Raw genomic sequence first — 16,849 nt, 5'->3', positions numbered from 1 at the left:
GCCTGTATCCCCCCAACGATACGGCCGTCTCGATTCGCCTATTTCTTCTTCAGCGTTTGCTTGTTGCCGTCCTGTTTAAGCTCGAGTTTCGGACCGGCCATCAGGTACGTTGCGCCGTACTTTCGCTCGGGCTTGCCCGGCGTCTTGAGCTTCAGGTTAAAGCCGTCAAATTCATACGTCCCGGCCAATCGAACGTTTTCCTCACCCTGTTTGGCGGAAGCCGTATACGTTCCGTCATCCTTGAACGTGGCGTTGTGCAGATAGAAGGCCTGCCCTTCCGGTTTCGACGTATTCTCCCACGAACCCACGAGACTGTTGCTGCAACCGGTCATCCAGACCGCCAACCCCATAAGGACCACACTGACCGTGCATCGTTTCGCGTTCATAGTCGCTCCTTGGAGAAAGACCATTTTCGCGGCCAACCGCCGCGACTAGCGCGAAAGCTTATCCGCGCGAGTCGGGGTGTCAACGAGGAAGGCAGGTTGCCCTGGGAGACGGTTTCGGATACGATGGCTTGGCCTTCGTCGGTCGGGTTGAAGCTGATCGGTCGGACTCAACGGGGACCCATTCTCTCGGGTGGGGGCGCAAGGCAGCGGTTTTCAGTATTGTCCGGCGTGGATGTCCTGCTCGCCATCAAATGCCGGGCGTCCGAGGTTCCGTTGTCCCCTCGACCGGTGCGGCAAATCCGGCCGATAGCATGGATCGGCGGCGGTGAACAAGACGATGGCGATAGGAAATATGGCAAAAACGGAAGTCATTGAGGTCGAGGCCATCGTCACCCAGGCCCTGCCGAACACGATGTTTCGGTGCGAGTTCGATCTGGGCGGCAAAAAGCACAGCGTCCTGGGTCACATCTCCGGGCGCCTCCGTAAGAACTTCATCCGCATCCTGCCCGGCGACAAGGTCCGCGTGGAACTCTCCCCGTACGACCTGGCCCGCGGGCGGATCACGCGGCGGCTCTGATTCTCCCCTACAACTGAAACTGACTCAGCGCTTCGTATCACGATGCCCATAGGCGTGGACGATCCGCGTCACGAGCTTGTGGCGGACGATGTCAGCCTGGGTTAATCGGACGATGGCCACGCCTTCGACCCCTTCCAACCGTTGCACGGCGTCCACCAGGCCGCTCTTGGAGTATTCGCCGAGGTCGGACTGGCTGTCGTCGCCCGTTACGATCATCTTGCTGTGCTCACCGAGGCGCGTGAGGAACATGAGCATCTGCTGGGTCGTGGAGTTTTGAGCCTCGTCGAGGATGATCGCCGCGTTGTTCAGGGTGCGGCCGCGCATGAAGGCCAGGGGGATGACCTCGATGGCGTCGTTGACCATGAAGCGGCGGGTCTGTTCAAAGTCCATCATATCGTTCATCGCATCGAAGAGCGGCCGCAGATAGGGGTTGACCTTGGCCTGGAGGTCGCCGGGCAGATAGCCGAGTTTTTCCCCCGCTTCGACCGCCGGCCGCGCCAGGACGATCCGCTTGAGCCGGCCGACCTTGAGAAGGGAGAGCGCCATGGCGACGGCGAGATACGTCTTGCCGGTGCCTGCCGGGCCGATGCAGAAGCACAAGTCGTTCGACTCCATGGCGTGGACGTATTCGCGTTGTCCGTCTGTCTTGGGACGGATGGTCGCGGACTGGCGATAGACGTGGATCGTGCCGGGCTCGGGCTTTCCGTGCCGCGCGGCGTGCGCGAGCAGGGCGTCGGCGACGTCGGTCTTTTGAAGATGGCCGCCGGTGCGCAATTTTCCGAGGAGCGTTTCGACGACGGCGGCGGCCTTGCCGACGGCTTCGCCTTCGCCGACGAGTTTGAGCGTGGAGTCGCGGGCGATGAATTTGACGCCCAGCGCCTCGCGGATCGCCCGGAGATTGCAGTCCGCGGGGCCGAAGAGTTCGATCCGCCGATCCGGCGGGCCGTCCAATGTGATGACTAATTCCAAGCGGCGGCGCGCTCCATAGAAAAGGGGCCTTGCCTCTATTGTACCAACATCCAGTAGGCGACGGGAGCGGTGGGCAGGAGGGAGTCGATAATATCGAGCACTCCGCCGAAGGCGGGGATCGCGTGCGCGGAATCCTTGGCCTGTGCGCCGCGCTTGATGAGCGATTCGAGGAGATCGCCGCCCTGACCGAGGAGCCCCATGAGCAGTCCGAAAACGGCGGCCCTGGGCCATTCGGGAAACGCGGCGGTCAACGGAGAAGGATCGGCGTAGGTCCGCACCAGATAGGAGATGAGCACCGCCACGCCCGCCGAGGTCGCGAGACCGCCGAGGAGGCCCTCCCAAGTCTTCTTCGGGCTGAGCCAGACGATGAGCTTGTGGCGACCGATGGTGAGCCCGGTGAAATAAGCACCGATGTCGCAGAACTTGACGACGCCGACGAAGTAGAGGAGCAGCCAGACCGCGCCCGGCGGGCCGAACATGCGAAGGCGAATAAGAAACTGCGGCAACAGGCCGAGATAGAGCACCATGAAAAGGGTCAGGGCGATGTCGGCGGCCGCGTTCTCCGTTCGGCGCCGACAAGCGACGAAGAAGCACGCTCCCACGAATGCGATGACGAGCCCGGCCACTGTCAGTCCATCCGTCCCGGCCTGTGTCGCAAGGGCCGAGGGCAGGCGCTGGTTCGCGACGACGTAAGGAATGGCGAGGATCAGGACGCTCATGAGACCCGACCATCTCGCCACGGGCGAGTGTCCCGCCGCCGCGAATAATTTGGCCAGTTCCCAGGTGCCTAACGCCGCCAACGCCGCCAGGATCGCCAGGACAATGAGACCGGTCTGGGCGTGGCCCTCGCCCTGTGCCACGGGACCCTTGGACAGCCAGTCGTCGGTGTAGACCAGCCCGATCAACGCGGCGATGAGGACGGCCCCAAAAAAGAGTCGCTGCCAGAGCATGGCGGCAGAGTAGCGAAGGCGATGCGGGATTGCCAATCGCGAAGGATCCCGGCACTTTCGCAGGAGGTCGCCCGGGGGTTGACATATCGGCTACAATCTTCGAATGCCGCAGGTTGGTGGGCAGCCTAAGCAATCCTCTCTTACCGCCGATACTCGTCTCGCCATAAAAACCCTTCGATTCGACTACGGGAGCCTTCCATGACGCCGCAGAATGTCCTTGCGAACCTCGCCGCCGCGACGGAGGAGACGGAGTTCTACACGCCGATGCCGGCGGGCTACAAGCCGGGCAAGACGAAGTATGTCGGCGTCTTCGGGACCGTCATGTCGGGGCTGGGCAAGGGGATCTTTGCCAGCAGCCTCGCCAAGGTGCTCAAGGACAAGGGACTGACGGTCGCGCCGATCAAGCTGGAGGGGTATCTCAATCTCGACAGCGGCACGCTCAATCCGTTTCGGCATGGCGAGGTGTTCGTACTCGACGACGGAATGGAGTGCGACATGGACCTGGGCACCTACGAGCGGATGCTCGACCAGAACATGTCGCGGCTGAACTTTACGACGAGCGGACAGATTTTCAGCGCGGTGCTGGAGAAGGAGCGGCGCGGCGGGTACCTGGGGCGCGACGTGCAGATGATCCCGCACGTGACCGGCGAGGTGAAGAGCAAGCTGCGGCAACTGGCCGTGGCCAGCGACGCCGATCTGATCTTCATCGAGATCGGCGGGACGGTCGGCGACGTGGAGAATGCGTACTTCATCGAAGCGCTGCGGCAATTGGCGTTTGAAGAGGGGCCGGCGAGTACGTGCTGGGTGGCGCTGACGTATGTTCTGGAGCCGGCCGCGCTGGGCGAGCAGAAGTCGAAGGCGGCGCAACTCGGGATCAAGCAGCTCCTCCAAAGCGGGATTCAACCGCACATCGTGGCCTGCCGGGCGCGGCAGCCAATTACGTCGAAGGTCCGCGAGAAGATCGCGATGTATTCGAGCGTGCCGCAGGAACGGGTCTTCTCCATGCACGATCAGGACTCGATCTACGTCATCCCGGAGATGGTCCGGGAGGCGGGGCTCGACCAGGCAGTGGTGGACATCCTCGGGCTTGGCGGGCGCGTGCATCCGGAGATGGAGACCAGGGCCCGCGAGGTGTGGGTCGAGTACCTCGGGCGAATGCGGGGCGCGAGCGACACGATCACGATCGGCATCGCCGGCAAGTACACGTCCGTGCGCGACAGCTATGCGTCCGTCATCAAGTCGCTGGAGCACAGCGGGACGCGCTGCGGTGTCAAGGTCGATATCGATTGGGTGGATGTCGTCGAGGTGAGCGACGCGAACGCGGCGCAGCGGCTGGCAAACCTGGACGGCATCATCGTGCCCGCCGGTTTCGGCGTCCGGGGAAGCGAAGGCAAGATCGCTTGCGTCAAGCACGCACGGACAAGCGGGCTGCCGTATCTGGGCCTGTGCCTCGGCTTCCAGATGGCGGTCATTGAATACGCACGAAATGTCCTGGGGCTGGCGGCGGCGAACTCAACGGAGTTCGATTCGGAATCGCCGGAGCCGGTCATCAGCATCCTGCCCGAGCAGAAGCAGATCGAAGGGCTGGGAGGGAACATGCGGCTGGGGGGTCAGGATGTCGTGCTCAAGCCGGGCTCACTGGCCGCGCGGCTTTACAACAACGCGCCGGAGGTCCGGCTGCGCTTCCGGCATCGGTACGAGGTCGACCCGCGATACATCGAGCGGCTGGAGGCGGCGGGGCTGGTCTTTTCGGGAAAGGCGCCGGACTTCCCCATCATGCAGGTCCTGGAGTTACGGCCGGAGGTTCACCCTTATTTCATCGGAACGCAGGCGCACCCTGAACTCACCAGCCGGCCGTTGCGACCCGATCCCTTTTTCCTCGGATTGGTACGGGCGGCGATCGCACGACATAGCGGAAGCGCGGGAAGTCCATCCATGTCGGTCGATCAGCTTCAGACCGCCATGAGGGGCTCCAATAAATAGCATCCCCGATGACTATTTGCGAGGCATATTGAAGTAGCGACCGGCCAGCCGGATGGGTTCGGGCTCGGGTGCGGAACCGTTGAAGTAGGCCTGGTATTTCGGCCACGAGTACACCGCGACTTTTCGACCCATGGCCAGTCCGGCGATGTTGTCCGCCTGAATATGGTAGCCCCCCATCACGCGGGAAATGCCCGCCATCTCGGCGGTCGCGGAAAACGTCGGCATCTTCAAAACAACCGTGGCGGTGTCCGGCGTATCGAGCGGGGCTTTTCCGTCGCGGGCCTGCATCATCTTCGTATCGCAGTCGGCCTCGGTCCATTTGCCTGCCACGTGACGCTCAAACGCCCCGAAATGATCGCTGCCGGTAAAAAGTTCCAGCATCTTCGAACACGCCGCGCTGAGCGTGCTATGCCCTGACGGATACCCCGGGAACGGCGGCGTCACAAAGGTCGACGGCGAATAAGGGTGCCATTTCTCCGCGGGCAGGGTTCCAAATCCCTTCCATGGGCCGAGATAGCCGACAATATCCTGTTCTTTGTAACAGTGGCGGATCAATGTCCACGGACGGGAACTGTCGTAGTAACGCTTGGACTCCCAGCAGGCGATGAAGGCGTCGAACGCCGTGTTGCCGATGGTGAAAAACAGCTTCACGTCCCGGTCGAGGTCGTAATGATCGCGGCGCGAGACGTCCTGAGCGAATTGCAGCCAGTGCCCGGATTGACCGGTCGAGCGCGGGCCGTCGCGCATAAACTCGACGATCGCCTTTTGCTCCAGTGTCAGGTGCCCGTTGAGCTGAATGACCTCCTCGACTTCTTTCTTGAGTTGCTCCGAACCCACCTTGGGGTAGGGCGGCGCGCGAAACTGATCGCTGCGTTCGAGGGCGAACGGCTTGACGCGATACCAGTGCGGCGTCAGGAAGCCCGGGTAGTACGTCCCACCCTTGCCGTCGTCGAAGGGGATTCGTTGCCAGCGGTCGGGATCGACGATGCGATCATCCGGGTTTCGTAGTTCGTAACGCGTGTAATCGGAATAAGGGGTGCCGTCGGAGCCGACTTCGTCGCCGAATTGGTTCGCGCCGTCGTGGCGACGATGTTGAAGAAGCGCCTCTGCGCAGAGGTTGCCGATGCCCTGCGGCGTTGCGGAATCCATCGAGCGGTCCGAGGGATCGAAACCCATCTTCTTCATTTGCGCGTCGAGCCAGGCCTTGTCCTGAGGGAAGATGCTCGCGAGCGTATGGTGCATGGCGTAGGCAATCGCTTTTTCCTTGTTGGCAATCGTCCGCTCGGCCGGCGGGCGGCGCAAGCTCCCGCCGAAACAGGCGGCCACGGCCCTCTCGTCGTAACAGGCCCACGCGTCGAACATCGCGGTGACGGGAATGGCCATCTGCCGCGAGATGACCGTCGGTCGGGCGCCGACCTGGTCCACCTCGCGACCGGTCGCCTCGAGCATGATGTCGATCCACTGATAGGCGGCGGTGGCTTCGGGATAGGAAACGCGGTGTTCGATCCAGCCGGGTTCAATAGGCGGATCCCCGGCAACAGCGGCGGACGCCAGCGTCGCGCAGATCACAAAGGCCACGAGTTGTAATGACTTTCTCACGATGCAACCTGCATCGGCCGAATCCGATTCGGTTATCGAATGGGGCGAAAAACCTGATTGTCCCACTGACTACGGGAGGCCCGATGGCCCCCGGCGTCATCCACCCTACCTCGTCCAAATAGGCCGAACGGCCTTCCGATTATCGTACCAAATCCTCTCGGGCGATTCCATAGTGCATCGGATTGGCTGGCCCGTCTTTTGGCAGTACGATGTCGGATTAAGAGCCTCAAAGCCAGGCTGTCTCCGTGTGGATCGGTGAAAAATGAACCTTTCGGCCGCGAGTGAAATCGAGACGCCGCTTCCGCCGAGCAAGGTCCTTCTGGTGGACGACGAGGCGCAGATCGTCGAGCTACTCGAGGCGTATCTTGCGGAGATCCCAAACGTCTCGACCGTCGGTGCGTCGAGCGGGCAGGAGGCGTTGGCCAAGGTGGCGGCGGACCCGCCTGACCTGATCCTCCTGGATATCATGATGCCGAGAATGAGCGGCTTTGAGGTGTGCAAGAAACTCAAGGCCGACCCGGCAACGAAGGACATCCCGATCATCATGGTCACGGCGCTGTACGAGGAGAGCGACGTAGAGCGGGGGCTGGAGGTCGGCACGAATGATTTCGTCACCAAGCCGCTCAACCGAGTGGACCTGGTGACGCGGGTCAAGACACTTCTCCGGCTGCGGCATGCGCAGAAGCAGTCCGGCGGAGATATGGACTATCTCGGTGAGTTGGGGGCCAGCTCTTAAGCGGCGGGCATCCGTTTATTGACTTCGCGACATCGACGAACTTCAATCGATTCATGGCCGTTTCCTGCACGAACCACGTCGTCTTTCGCAGCCCGGCGGTCTGCATCTGCGACTTTCGATGCCACCCGACCGATAACGGATGCAGTGCGGAGGAATCGTCCAAACACGACGACTTCGTATTTGTCCGGCGCGGGCTTTTTGTCAAACACCTCGGCACCCGCCGCGTCGTCGCCGATCCCAACCATGTCGTGTTCTTCAACCGCGAGGAGGGCTATCGCGTCAGCCATCCTGTCGCCGGCGGGGACGATTGCACGACGTTTCATATTCGCTCCGACCTCTTGCGGCCCCTTCTGGCGGAGCGCCGGCAGATTGTTCACGACGACGAGAGAGGCGGGTTTCGGGTCATGCAGGTCCCCTGCGATTCGGCGCTGCACCTTCGACACTGGCAGCTCCTGCGCTCGATTCGGCAGGGCGTGCTCTCCGATGTCGCCGTCGAAGAAGCGGCCCTGAATCTGACCGAAGAACTCTTCGACCACGGCATCGAACCGACGGGGCGGCCGACACGCCACCGCCGCTACGACACGCATCGCGCCCATCGCGACGCCGCGGACTGCGTCCGGCAATGTCTGGCGGCCGATTTCGAGAACCCTTTGCACATCGACGATCTGGCCCGGAGGGTGCATCTCTCTCCTTATCACATGTGCCGTCTGTTTCGCGAACAAACGGGCCGCACGATCCATGCCTATCGAACGCAGCTTCGATTGCGCGCGGCCCTGCACCGTCTGGCCGAGGATGGGGACGACCTGACCGGTCTGGCGCTCGATCTGGGCTTCTCCGACCAAAGCCATTTCACTCACGCCTTTCGGCGGACCTTCGGCGTCACGCCGGCCGCCTTCCGCCGCTCCGCCTCGACGCGGCTCCTGCATCAAACGAGCAAGAACCTACAAGCCTGACGTATCTGTCATCCGTACACTTGATGTGAATGACGCGCTGTCCATGTCGGAGGCGCAAGTCCCACAGGAAGGAGTATGCGATGAGCACCGCCACCCAGAACGAGAACAAGTGCCCGGTCTGCGATGACAAGTTGGACCCTGCCGCCAAGTCGGTCCGTGTTGACGGCCGGACCGTCCGCGTCTGCTGCGATGAATGCGCCGAGAAGGTCCGCGCCAACCCGGCGAAATTCGTTCGGAAGGGGTAAGTCGATGAGACGATTGGAGTTTGGGATTACAGTTGTCGGTCTGGCCGCGGCACTCTTGTCCTTCGCGGGGCCCGGCAACCGACGATTTGTCGGAGAAACGTCGATGCAGGCCAATGCCGCGTTACGAGTGGACAGCACAGCGTCCGATCGAGAGCAGATCCTCGACCATATTCACGGTCTGTTCAAGGCGTACATCCGCAAGGATCGGAACGCCATTCGGCGCGGCCATACCGACGACTGGTGCGGCTTTCAGGTGCGGAGCAACACCATTGTCCGCGGCATCGACGAATACATGGGCGTGGCGGAGAAGATCCTGGCTACGCTCAACGGCAAGCGTTACGAACTGCTCGACACGGACGTTCATCTGTACGGCGACATGGCCGTCGTCTATTACCGCGCGAACTACTGGTTCGCCGACCCAAACGGTCAGGAGCAACTCATGCCGCTGCGCTCCGTCGACATCTATCGGCGCGAGAAAGGGGGCTGGAACCAGTGCGGTTCGAACATCTGCGTCGTTCCTCCACAGGACGCGACCGTCTCGGCGTCAAATCCTGACGCGCCCGTTTCGACGCCGTTGAGCGAGGTGGACCGTCGACAACTCCTGGCCGATCGAGAGGCGGTCTGGCGGGCGTGCTTTGCCAACGACCGTGCGGCCCTCGAACGGCTGCTCCCGGTCGATGTCATCGCCATCAACGCGGGCGACGAGAACTGGCGGATCAATCGGCCGGACGTCCTTCGATCTTTGGCTGAGTTTGCCGCGGACGGCGCGAAACTGGCCCGGCTCGAGTTCCCGCGGACGGAGTTTCAGGCGATTGGCGACACCGTCATTCTCTACACGACGTATGAATTCGATATGGAGAAGGACGGCCAGCGCCGGACGCATTCCGGCCGGGCCACGGAAGTATTCACTCGCCGCGACGGTCGCTGGATCAACCCCGGCTGGCACCTCGATTCCGGCCATTGAAGGGGCCCATCGGGTCCTCCCCCAATTCTACGGGCCGCCGAGTTGTCACTTAGACGAGCCGGTCGGGCACCCTGACCGAAATTGATTGGCATGACTTGCCGGCAAGCGAGTACAATACTCCTTACAGCGGGCGAGACCGCTGCCGCGATGTCGCGCCGGTATCGGAGCGGACACTCATTAAGTCACGGGAGCCAGGGGTATGACCGGAAATCGTTGCAGGTTGTGGGCGGTCTTGCTTGCGATTGGGGTGGCGGCGAGCTTTGCCGCGGGGCCGACCTGGGCCGACCCGCAGGGCAACAACGGCTCGGCCAGAAAATCGAAAAAAAGTCCGTCAAAAAGTACGAAGAAAAAGACTTCCGCAAAGCCGGAGAAGATCCACGTCCGCTGGGGCAAGCGGCGCAGCGAAACCGACGCGCAGTATGACAAGCGTTACGCCCGACTCCTCAAGAAGACCGTCTTCGATAAGGAGGGCGACAAGTCCGGGGGCGAGACCCGCCTGTGGACGTACATGGGCCACCCCTTCATCGTCCGTACGGACATCTCCAAGGAGTTTACGGCGGACACGGCGATGTACATGGAAATGTTGCATCGTGAATACGGCGAGGCGTTCTCCAAGCTGCTCGGCGTTCCCGCGCAGGCGAAGGAGAAGATCGAGGTCGTGGTCTATAAGGACCAGGCCACTTACACCAAGAGCGGCGGCTCGGCGGGCAGCGGCGGCCAATTCATGCCCGGCGTCGGGGCGGGCTTTGAAGATCGCGGGGAGAAATGGCCCGCCCGGCGGTTTCGCCTGATGCAGTTCACCAGCGGCGTCGATGACTTCGCCCGCTGGCCCAAAGCGGTGCTCAAGCACGAAGCGGCGCACATGGAGATGCAGCTTCGCCTGGGCATGAACGTCATCCCGCAGATCAAGTTGACCATTCCGGTCGACTGTCCCCGCTGGTGGAACGAAGGCATGGCGTCGGTTTTCGAGTACTGGGACTTCGACAAGACGGTAGACGAGAATTTTGCGCTGATCCCGGATCGCGGGCGCTACGCCCCGGTCATCCGGCGGATCCACGGCACGGACCGCTGGAAAGATTTCAACTACGTGTGGACGATCGACGGCGCGACGTGGGGCGGCGACATGACCAAGGACCAGGGGTTCTTAAATTATGCGCAGGCCTGGTCGCTGGCCGCGTACATGATGCACGAGGGAAAGATCGGTCGCAAGGATTTCCGCGCGATCTTCAATCTCTCCAAGCGGGTCGGTGCGGATAGCAAAGGGAAAGATGGAGAAGGCGGATTGCGGGCCTGGGAGGTGGCGTTCTCCGCGAACGATCGCGACAAGCTGGAGAAGAATTGGAACTCCTGGGTGGCGACGAACGTGCCGCGAACCCGGAAAGTGCCCGACGAGGATTGGATGCTGATGCGCTCAGGTTTCAATCCTGACGTATTGGACAAGCTGATCGGCTTGAGCGAGGAAGACCTGGCGAAGATGGGCGAAAAGATTGCCAAGGAACAGACCCGGCGGAAGAAGAACCCGCCGATTGAAAAGTAGTTCCTACTTCGTCGCGGTGTGCGCGGGCTAGACATCATCCAGAGTGGAATGGTGGTGTTATGCCGAAACAGTTGTTTTCTGATCGATAATCCACTTTTGGAAAACTGTCAATATAAAGCAAGAATTAACTTGCATTCCGTGCGGTAGTCATTATGATCCCTGCATGGACGTGGGCCTCGGGGACTACTCGCGGGCTCCGTAAGAGATTTAGTTCCATTCTTCGGACGACTAATTAAGGGCAACCCGCTGCGGCGGGAGGCTCGTCGATGAGTAAGCCGATGCGATCGAATACCCTCGGGTATTCGATCGCATCGGTTTTTTTTTGTTTCCGAGTCGCAAACGGTCGTGGTGACCGCAGGAGCGAACTCAGTGAAGAGATTTCATCCAGCCATGGCCCGGAAAATCGACGAAGCGGTCGGCGCTTTCGAGCTGCGGATAGGGGAGCTGTTTGCCCAGTCCGGCCGATCGGCCGCGTTTGCGTCCGCGAACTCGGCGGATTGCAAGTGCCATGAACAGGAGGTGTTAATGATGTGAGACCCAATTGGGAGCAGTCAGATAATCGTAGGAAGTTCGATGTAGTAGTTCCAGAACTGGAACGCAACTTCGGGCAGTGGCGAAGGCCGATCTGTCCGGGAATGAAGGAAAAAACAATGTTATCCAATACTTTGAAAATCGTGTGTGCAGTGCTGTTCAGCGGCGCGCTTCTGGCCCAGACAGGTTGTGCCTGCGGGACCGCCAAGGGTGCCTGTGCGCAAGCCAAATCGCCGTGCGATACGCCGCGCAGCCCGTGCGTCGCGTCCGTCAAGTCGCGCGATACGTGCGACAGACCGGCTGGAGAGCTGAGTGCGGCCCTGCCGCCCAACGCCAGAGTCGGCGAGTGTTACGCCAAGGTGTTCGTCCCCGCGACATTTAAAACCGTATCGGAACGGATTCTGGTTCGCGAAGGGACCGAAACCATCGAGATTATTCCCGCCAAGTATGAGTGGGTCGAGGAGAAAGTCCTCGTGAAAGATGCTTCCACCGTGCTGGAGGCCGTGCCCGCGGAATACGCGACGCGCGAACAGACGATTGAAGTGAATTCGGGTTACACGGGCTGGGAAATCAACAAGAATGCCCTCTGCGAAAATCCCAAGGATCAGCCGGCTCGCGACATCTTCTGCCTCGTGAGCCATCCGTCCGAACGGAAGACCGTTCAAACGCAGTATCAGTCAAAACCCGCTCGAGTCCAGACCGTTTGCATTCCGGCCCAGTATGACACGGTCCGCCGCGAGAAACTGGTCAGCGCCGCCTCGACGCGGAAGGTCTGCACCCCGGCGGAATACGACACCATCGAGAAGACCGTCAAGGTCTGCGATGGCCGGATGGCCTGGAAACTCGTGGCTTGCGATAACCCGGAAGCCGAGAAGGTAACGGCCAATGCGAATCGTACACAGACGATCGCAACGGTGAATGCGCAGCGAACACAACGGCCGTAACCGATCAATGCGATCGGGGAAGCTGGGGAGAGGGGGCCGGCGTAAAAACCGGTAACCCCTGCCCGGGGGGAGTGAACGAACGGCGCAGCCAGCTCCTCGAGCGGAGCCACAAGCCTCCGCTCGAGGACGGTTGGCACGTTTTGGGGCCATGCTTGCACGGGCCAGCCGGGGAAGACTTGCCATGCGGCTCAACACCGATATTGGAGAACTCGATATGACTCATGCAATTCGACACGCCCTCGTGGTCCTGCCGCTGGGCCTGATACTCTCAGGATGCGCGGGCCCGCAACGATCTGAATCCTCTTTCGACCGGGATTCCCGGCCGTCGGCGCGCGGCACCGGGCGCCCGGGCACGATGATCGTCGATCGTAGCGCCGAGCCAACTGTGAATGTGCCGGTTGACTCCGTCGCGGCTAAAACGCGGCATGACATCACGCTGGAGCAGATCGGCGAGCATGTGCGGAACAACTCCGCCCTGGTGATTGATGCGCGGAGCCCGGAGAACTTCAAGCGTGGGCACGTCCGCGGCGCCATGAATGTGCCGGCCGGTGAGGTCAGTTCGCTCCTGCCTCGAATCCAACAAGCCGGCGCGAGCGACCGGTTCATCGTCATCTACTGCGCCAGCCCGTCGTGCGGGGCAGGCGACATGGTGTACGAGTATCTCGCGACCCAAGGGTACACCAACATGCGTGTGTATCGGCCCGGCTGGCAGACGCTGGTGTCACAAAAGGATCTGCTTTGACGAGGCTTGCGGCGGCGCGAAGCCGCGAGACCGAAACCCCCCACGATTGGCGGGGCCTTTGAGGTGTAATGATGAAACGAATGAAATATCTTCTCGGAATGTTCACGATCGCCGCGATCCTGTTTGCCTCGTCGGGGTGTTCGCTGGTGGTCGGCAAGGCAGCCGTTTGGGGCGGCAAGAAGGTCTACCAAAAGATCAAGGACAACAAGGCCGATAACGAACAAGTCGTAGTTCACGATGCCCACGAAGATGAGGGACGCTGAGATTGCAAAGGCGACCGTGCATTACGCCAACAGCTTGGGCGGGCGATATGAAAAGCCACCGACGTACGGACACACCGGGGCCTTTTTCGAACGCGGATCTCCCAACGAACGAGATCGCGACGAGAACGTCAATGCCCCTCTCTATTTTTTCTTCGTTTCGCGGAAGAGGGGCGACTCGGTCAGGGTGAAAAGCACGACTTCTTCGCCGCTAACGGTGCTGATGTCGTGGTGAAGGCTCACCACCTTGACTCCGGTGACCCGCAGGACCATTGCTTCCATCACCGGCCGCGCCGTTTCGATCAGATGGGTTCGTACTTCCTTGAGCAGGTCCCTTCCCTTTTCAGCGGCGAGGGCCTTGACCAGGTGCTTTTCCGCCTCGGTCAATACGCCCAGTAAGCGGACCAGGAGGAGATTGCCAAACAGAAAGGCATGAATTTCCTTGGGCCCCCGGCCCATGTATTCCTGTTCAAAGCGATTCATGGCATCGCAGACGGCGGCTTCGATTTCGCCTTGAGACTTCATCGCGATCTCCACGTTATCCCGCCTCCTCAATTGGCGCACCCGGCAGGGCTTTGCAGCACAAGTCGTAGTCTCACAAAATTCACGGGAACAATAAGGCGGGAGGGAGCAGGAATTCAAGTAAAAAATCTACTTGCCTTTCTCGGGCTTTGTCGTATAGTCTATGCGTGGAAGGGCGGTCGTAAACCTTTACATCGGCCCTCTCTATTATCTGAATCCAAGTCGTCGGACGACTAATTAAGGGCAACCCGCTGCGGCGGGAGGCTCGTCAATGAGTAAGCCGACGTGGTCGAATGCCTCCGGGCGTTCTGCCACGTCGGCTTTTTTTGTTGTAGCACTTTTGGATAACAGTGTGAGCGAACGTCGCGAAAACGCGGGAGACTACGATGATAGATCAGGCCTATTCGAAGATGGCGGAGGAGGTTGCCCGTGCCGCCAGTGCGTTTGAATTGCAGGCGACGGGTCATGCGCCCGAATCAGTGACCGTGGTTCTGAGCGATCAGACGCTCGTGATCACGCTGCATGGCGCCTTGTCAACGGCCGAGCAGGTCTTGGTGCAAAGCCCGGCCGGCGCCGCTCAGGTACAGGAGTTCCATCAGCAATTGTTCGCCATCGCATCCGGCCCGTTCCAGCGAGAAATCAAGAGAATCACCGGGGTAGCGGTGCGCGAGGCGAGCGCCGAAGTCGCAACCACGACCTCCGCAGTGGTGAAGTTGTCCGCGCCCGGAACCAAGGTACATGTATTTCTGCTCGCCGGGAGCGTGCCCGTAGGCACCTGGAGCGGGAATGGACAGGGCCAGACAGTCGTGAATAGGGAGATTCAGCCATGTTAGTTTTGTCGAGAAAAAGCGACGAATCGGTCGTGGTCGGAGGATCCGACAGCTTCAAACAGACGCTCAAAGTTACGGTGCTCGAGATCGGGAGCAAGCACGTGAGACTGGGCTTCGAAGCCCAGGAAAATGTTCCCATCCATCGTTCGGAAGTTTGGGAGCGACTGCAGGACCTCGGCCCGCCGGATGAGCTGGTGGCCTGTCGGGAGTGAATCACGGGAAGTCAGTGAACGCATCGCTGGGCTCGCGCGCCTCTGCCGGAGCGGCCGTCCACGATCCGAAAGGAATCTCGCATCCGCCGCCGAAAAGTGAGGCCTGACGCATATTGGGCATCGGACCACGCGAAAAAGAGAACTCGAATGACGAAAACCCCCACCGGACTACATAACCACGCATGGTTCGCCTTAACGGACGCAAAGTCCTGTCGGCTGCTCTGCTGCAGCCTGACCCGGCGAGGCAAGCATCACATCGACGAGTACGACGCGATGAAGAACACGTTGCCAGAGCAGGAGCACACGCGGCCGATGACCAACGCCGGTGCGACGCACAACGTGGAGGACAACGAACGACGTTTCGCGGGCGAGGTCGTTGCCTGGCTAAAAAAGAGAATAGAACAGTACGCCATCGATCGCCTGGTCATCTTTGCACCCCCGCGCATGCTGGGAGTGCTCCGGGTGGTTCCGCTCGGATCGTTGAAAGGCCACGTTGAGGAACTCAAGGGCGATCTTATGCGTCTCAACGACGGTCAACTGGCGGACCATCCCATGGTTCGCGGACTGCTAACGCCGCAGGCGTGCCCTGAAGTGAAGACCTTTGATTCCAAGGCCATGGGGACAGTCAGCGGGGCTACCGGCGCTGCCCGGATCAGCCCCACGGGAGGTGCATGACGGCGAAATGAGCCGTCGGCATGTCGTGAATACGGTTTGAAAAAGAAACGAATAGTGCTCGGCGTGGCCGTCAACGGCTTCGCCGGAAAAAAAGAAAGAAATATATGAAATTGTCAAACAAGTTCTGGATGGCCGTCTGTGTCCTCGGGACATTCGCCGCCACAGCTCAGACTCTTAATGCAGCCGACCTCTATCCCGTGGTTATCGACGGCAAGAGCGGGTTCATCGATAAGGCGGGAAAGCTTCAGATCCGCGCCACCTACGACGCGGCGCATCAATTCTCAGAGGGCCTCGCGGCCGTGCAGCAGGACAACCTGTGGGGCTATATCAATTCAGATGGTCACGCGGTGATCAAGCCGCAGTACGAGGGCGCGGACGACTTCTCCGAGGGTCTCGCCAAGGTTCACAAGAAAAAAGGACTCATGGGCAACATCTGCGGGTTCATCGACCCCAAGGGCAGCCTCGTGATCGACTACGCCTTCAGCGACGCCGGCCGCTTCAAGAACGGATTGGCGCGGGTGGAGAAAGACAAGAAGTGGGGATTCATCGACAAGACGGGAAAGATCGTGATCGAGCCGCAGTTCAATGAGGCCGCGGACTTCGCGGATGGTCTGGCTTGCGTCAAGGCCGGCGGCGAATGGCGGGGGCATTACGGTTACATCGATGCCAAGGGCAAGATGAAAATCAACCCGACGTTCGAGGCCTCCGAGAGCTTCAACGAGGGGCTCGCATCTTTCAAGAAAGACGGCAAGTGCGGCTTCATCGGCACGGACGGAAAAGTGGCCGTCGAGCCGCAATTCGACGGCGCGTGGGGCTACTCGCACGGCCGCGCCTGCGTGAAGGTCGGCGGCAAGCTCGGGTTCATCGACAAGGCCGGAAAGATGGTGATCAATCCGATCTACGAAAACGCGAAGGCGTTCAATGAAGGACTCGCCGCCGTGCAGGTGGACGGCAAGTGGGGGTTCATCGGTACGGATGGAACGACCATGATTCCGCCCACCTATGAAGAGGCGGGCGATTTCCAGCAGGGGCTCGCCCAGGTCAAGACCCACGGCGATCTGTGCTGGGTCGGTAAAGACGGCCAGGTTGTCTGGAGTCCGACGACCAAATCCGCCTCGATGGGCGGCTGATATTCGGCTGTTCGGATGCGGGAGCGCCTACGCCCAATTCTGGCCTCCCGCACCGACAGCCAACGTCTCGGATCAAGAATCCGCAGCGACGGTACGCGTCTCAG

Annotated in this window: 20 protein-coding genes; 15 read left to right on the top strand and 5 right to left on the bottom strand. The window is 60.8% G+C overall.

Translation table 11 applies throughout. The annotated features are described in order from the left end of the window. Positions 1-38: 38 nt before the first annotated feature. Positions 39-386: a hypothetical protein gene (locus tag VJZ71_03810; protein ID HKQ47180.1), complete on the bottom strand. Its 348-nt coding sequence runs from the start codon at positions 384-386 to the stop codon at positions 39-41. Between the two features lie 352 nt (positions 387-738). On the opposite strand from VJZ71_03810, the gene infA reads away from it, so the two are divergent. Then, on the top strand, positions 739-963 hold the full coding sequence (gene infA / locus VJZ71_03805) for a translation initiation factor IF-1 (GenBank protein HKQ47179.1): 225 nt from the start codon (positions 739-741) through the stop codon (positions 961-963). A 24-nt stretch (positions 964-987) separates the two neighbouring features. On the opposite strand, the gene VJZ71_03800 is transcribed toward infA, so the two are convergent. Together VJZ71_03800 and VJZ71_03795 are read right to left on the bottom strand one after the other, a co-directional pair. Further along, a complete protein-coding gene (locus tag VJZ71_03800) occupies positions 988-1,932 on the bottom strand; it encodes a PhoH family protein (GenBank protein HKQ47178.1) in 945 nt (314 codons plus the stop codon). Between the two features lie 35 nt (positions 1,933-1,967). Beyond that, positions 1,968-2,918, bottom strand: coding sequence for a phosphatidate cytidylyltransferase (locus VJZ71_03795; GenBank protein HKQ47177.1), 951 nt, complete (start codon positions 2,916-2,918; stop codon positions 1,968-1,970). A gap of 162 nt (positions 2,919-3,080) precedes the next feature. Here VJZ71_03795 and VJZ71_03790 point away from each other — a divergent pair, with 162 nt between their 5' ends. Then, on the top strand, positions 3,081-4,865 hold the full coding sequence (locus tag VJZ71_03790; protein HKQ47176.1) for a CTP synthase: 1,785 nt from the start codon (positions 3,081-3,083) through the stop codon (positions 4,863-4,865). Between the two features lie 12 nt (positions 4,866-4,877). Here the strand turns inward: VJZ71_03790 and VJZ71_03785 are convergent, their stop codons facing one another. Then, a complete protein-coding gene (locus VJZ71_03785; protein ID HKQ47175.1) occupies positions 4,878-6,464 on the bottom strand; it encodes a vanadium-dependent haloperoxidase in 1,587 nt (528 codons plus the stop codon). Between the two features lie 262 nt (positions 6,465-6,726). Between VJZ71_03785 and VJZ71_03780 the strand changes: the two genes are divergently transcribed. From VJZ71_03780 to VJZ71_03740, 9 genes are all read left to right on the top strand, one after another. Then, positions 6,727-7,200, top strand: coding sequence for a response regulator (locus VJZ71_03780; GenBank protein ID HKQ47174.1), 474 nt, complete (start codon positions 6,727-6,729; stop codon positions 7,198-7,200). Positions 7,201-7,253: 53 nt separating this feature from the next. Beyond that, complete coding sequence (locus tag VJZ71_03775) at positions 7,254-8,153, top strand: AraC family transcriptional regulator (protein HKQ47173.1); 900 nt, start codon at positions 7,254-7,256, stop codon at positions 8,151-8,153. A gap of 80 nt (positions 8,154-8,233) precedes the next feature. Further along, positions 8,234-8,398, top strand: a complete 165-nt coding sequence (locus VJZ71_03770; GenBank protein ID HKQ47172.1) for a hypothetical protein — start codon at positions 8,234-8,236, stop codon at positions 8,396-8,398. 4 nt (positions 8,399-8,402) lie between these two features. Then, positions 8,403-9,362 carry a nuclear transport factor 2 family protein gene (locus tag VJZ71_03765; protein ID HKQ47171.1) on the top strand — a complete coding sequence of 320 codons (960 nt, stop codon included), beginning with the start codon at positions 8,403-8,405 and terminating at the stop codon, positions 9,360-9,362. A gap of 199 nt (positions 9,363-9,561) precedes the next feature. Then, positions 9,562-10,899 (top strand): hypothetical protein, encoded by a 1,338-nt coding sequence (locus VJZ71_03760; GenBank protein HKQ47170.1) that lies wholly within the window; start codon positions 9,562-9,564, stop codon positions 10,897-10,899. A 369-nt stretch (positions 10,900-11,268) separates the two neighbouring features. Further along, positions 11,269-11,433 carry a hypothetical protein gene (locus tag VJZ71_03755; protein HKQ47169.1) on the top strand — a complete coding sequence of 55 codons (165 nt, stop codon included), beginning with the start codon at positions 11,269-11,271 and terminating at the stop codon, positions 11,431-11,433. A 116-nt stretch (positions 11,434-11,549) separates the two neighbouring features. Next, complete coding sequence (locus tag VJZ71_03750) at positions 11,550-12,374, top strand: hypothetical protein (protein ID HKQ47168.1); 825 nt, start codon at positions 11,550-11,552, stop codon at positions 12,372-12,374. A gap of 214 nt (positions 12,375-12,588) precedes the next feature. Continuing rightward, positions 12,589-13,116 (top strand): rhodanese-like domain-containing protein, encoded by a 528-nt coding sequence (locus tag VJZ71_03745; protein HKQ47167.1) that lies wholly within the window; start codon positions 12,589-12,591, stop codon positions 13,114-13,116. Positions 13,117-13,196: 80 nt separating this feature from the next. Further along, positions 13,197-13,379 carry a hypothetical protein gene (locus VJZ71_03740; protein HKQ47166.1) on the top strand — a complete coding sequence of 61 codons (183 nt, stop codon included), beginning with the start codon at positions 13,197-13,199 and terminating at the stop codon, positions 13,377-13,379. Positions 13,380-13,520: 141 nt separating this feature from the next. Here VJZ71_03740 and VJZ71_03735 read toward each other — a convergent pair whose 3' ends face one another. Next, the gene (locus tag VJZ71_03735; protein ID HKQ47165.1) at positions 13,521-13,901 is read right to left on the bottom strand and encodes a DUF2294 domain-containing protein; all 381 of its coding nucleotides are present in this window, start codon (positions 13,899-13,901) and stop codon (positions 13,521-13,523) included. Positions 13,902-14,284: 383 nt separating this feature from the next. On the opposite strand from VJZ71_03735, the gene VJZ71_03730 reads away from it, so the two are divergent. The 4 genes from VJZ71_03730 (at position 14,285) to VJZ71_03715 (ending at position 16,745) form a co-directional block, all read left to right on the top strand. Then, the gene (locus VJZ71_03730; protein ID HKQ47164.1) at positions 14,285-14,731 is read left to right on the top strand and encodes a Na-translocating system protein MpsC family protein; all 447 of its coding nucleotides are present in this window, start codon (positions 14,285-14,287) and stop codon (positions 14,729-14,731) included. Continuing rightward, positions 14,725-14,940 carry a carbon storage regulator gene (locus tag VJZ71_03725; protein ID HKQ47163.1) on the top strand — a complete coding sequence of 72 codons (216 nt, stop codon included), beginning with the start codon at positions 14,725-14,727 and terminating at the stop codon, positions 14,938-14,940. Before VJZ71_03730 ends, VJZ71_03725 begins: the two co-directional genes overlap by 7 nt. 147 nt (positions 14,941-15,087) lie before the next feature. After that, entirely contained in the window at positions 15,088-15,615 is a 528-nt protein-coding gene (locus VJZ71_03720) for a host attachment protein (GenBank protein ID HKQ47162.1), read from the top strand. Between the two features lie 104 nt (positions 15,616-15,719). Then, positions 15,720-16,745 (top strand): WG repeat-containing protein, encoded by a 1,026-nt coding sequence (locus tag VJZ71_03715; protein ID HKQ47161.1) that lies wholly within the window; start codon positions 15,720-15,722, stop codon positions 16,743-16,745. Positions 16,746-16,849 lie beyond the last annotated feature (104 nt).

It is taken from the genome of Phycisphaerae bacterium (assembly GCA_035275405.1).
Taxonomy (GTDB): Bacteria; Planctomycetota; Phycisphaerae; order UBA1845; family UTPLA1; genus DATEMU01.
Note: the sequence above shows the minus strand (reverse complement) of the source record. Positions and strands in the feature narration are given on the sequence as shown.

Bases quoted from the DNA above. Each gene is read 5' to 3' on its own strand.
- VJZ71_03780 (HKQ47174.1), top strand. From the start codon at position 6,727: ATGAACCTTTCGGCCGCGAGTGAAATCGAGACGCCGCTTCCGCCGAGC.
- VJZ71_03760 (HKQ47170.1), top strand. From the start codon at position 9,562: ATGACCGGAAATCGTTGCAGGTTGTGGGCGGTCTTGCTTGCGATTGGG.
- VJZ71_03725 (HKQ47163.1), top strand. From the start codon at position 14,725: ATGTTAGTTTTGTCGAGAAAAAGCGACGAATCGGTCGTGGTCGGAGGA.
- VJZ71_03765 (HKQ47171.1), top strand. From the start codon at position 8,403: ATGAGACGATTGGAGTTTGGGATTACAGTTGTCGGTCTGGCCGCGGCA.
- VJZ71_03750 (HKQ47168.1), top strand. From the start codon at position 11,550: ATGTTATCCAATACTTTGAAAATCGTGTGTGCAGTGCTGTTCAGCGGC.
- infA (HKQ47179.1), top strand. From the start codon at position 739: ATGGCAAAAACGGAAGTCATTGAGGTCGAGGCCATCGTCACCCAGGCC.
- VJZ71_03720 (HKQ47162.1), top strand. From the start codon at position 15,088: ATGACGAAAACCCCCACCGGACTACATAACCACGCATGGTTCGCCTTA.
- VJZ71_03735 (HKQ47165.1), bottom strand. From the start codon at position 13,901: ATGAAGTCTCAAGGCGAAATCGAAGCCGCCGTCTGCGATGCCATGAAT.
- VJZ71_03810 (HKQ47180.1), bottom strand. From the start codon at position 386: ATGAACGCGAAACGATGCACGGTCAGTGTGGTCCTTATGGGGTTGGCG.
- VJZ71_03775 (HKQ47173.1), top strand. From the start codon at position 7,254: ATGGCCGTTTCCTGCACGAACCACGTCGTCTTTCGCAGCCCGGCGGTC.
- VJZ71_03730 (HKQ47164.1), top strand. From the start codon at position 14,285: ATGATAGATCAGGCCTATTCGAAGATGGCGGAGGAGGTTGCCCGTGCC.
- VJZ71_03745 (HKQ47167.1), top strand. From the start codon at position 12,589: ATGACTCATGCAATTCGACACGCCCTCGTGGTCCTGCCGCTGGGCCTG.
- VJZ71_03770 (HKQ47172.1), top strand. From the start codon at position 8,234: ATGAGCACCGCCACCCAGAACGAGAACAAGTGCCCGGTCTGCGATGAC.
- VJZ71_03740 (HKQ47166.1), top strand. From the start codon at position 13,197: ATGAAATATCTTCTCGGAATGTTCACGATCGCCGCGATCCTGTTTGCC.
- VJZ71_03715 (HKQ47161.1), top strand. From the start codon at position 15,720: ATGAAATTGTCAAACAAGTTCTGGATGGCCGTCTGTGTCCTCGGGACA.
- VJZ71_03790 (HKQ47176.1), top strand. From the start codon at position 3,081: ATGACGCCGCAGAATGTCCTTGCGAACCTCGCCGCCGCGACGGAGGAG.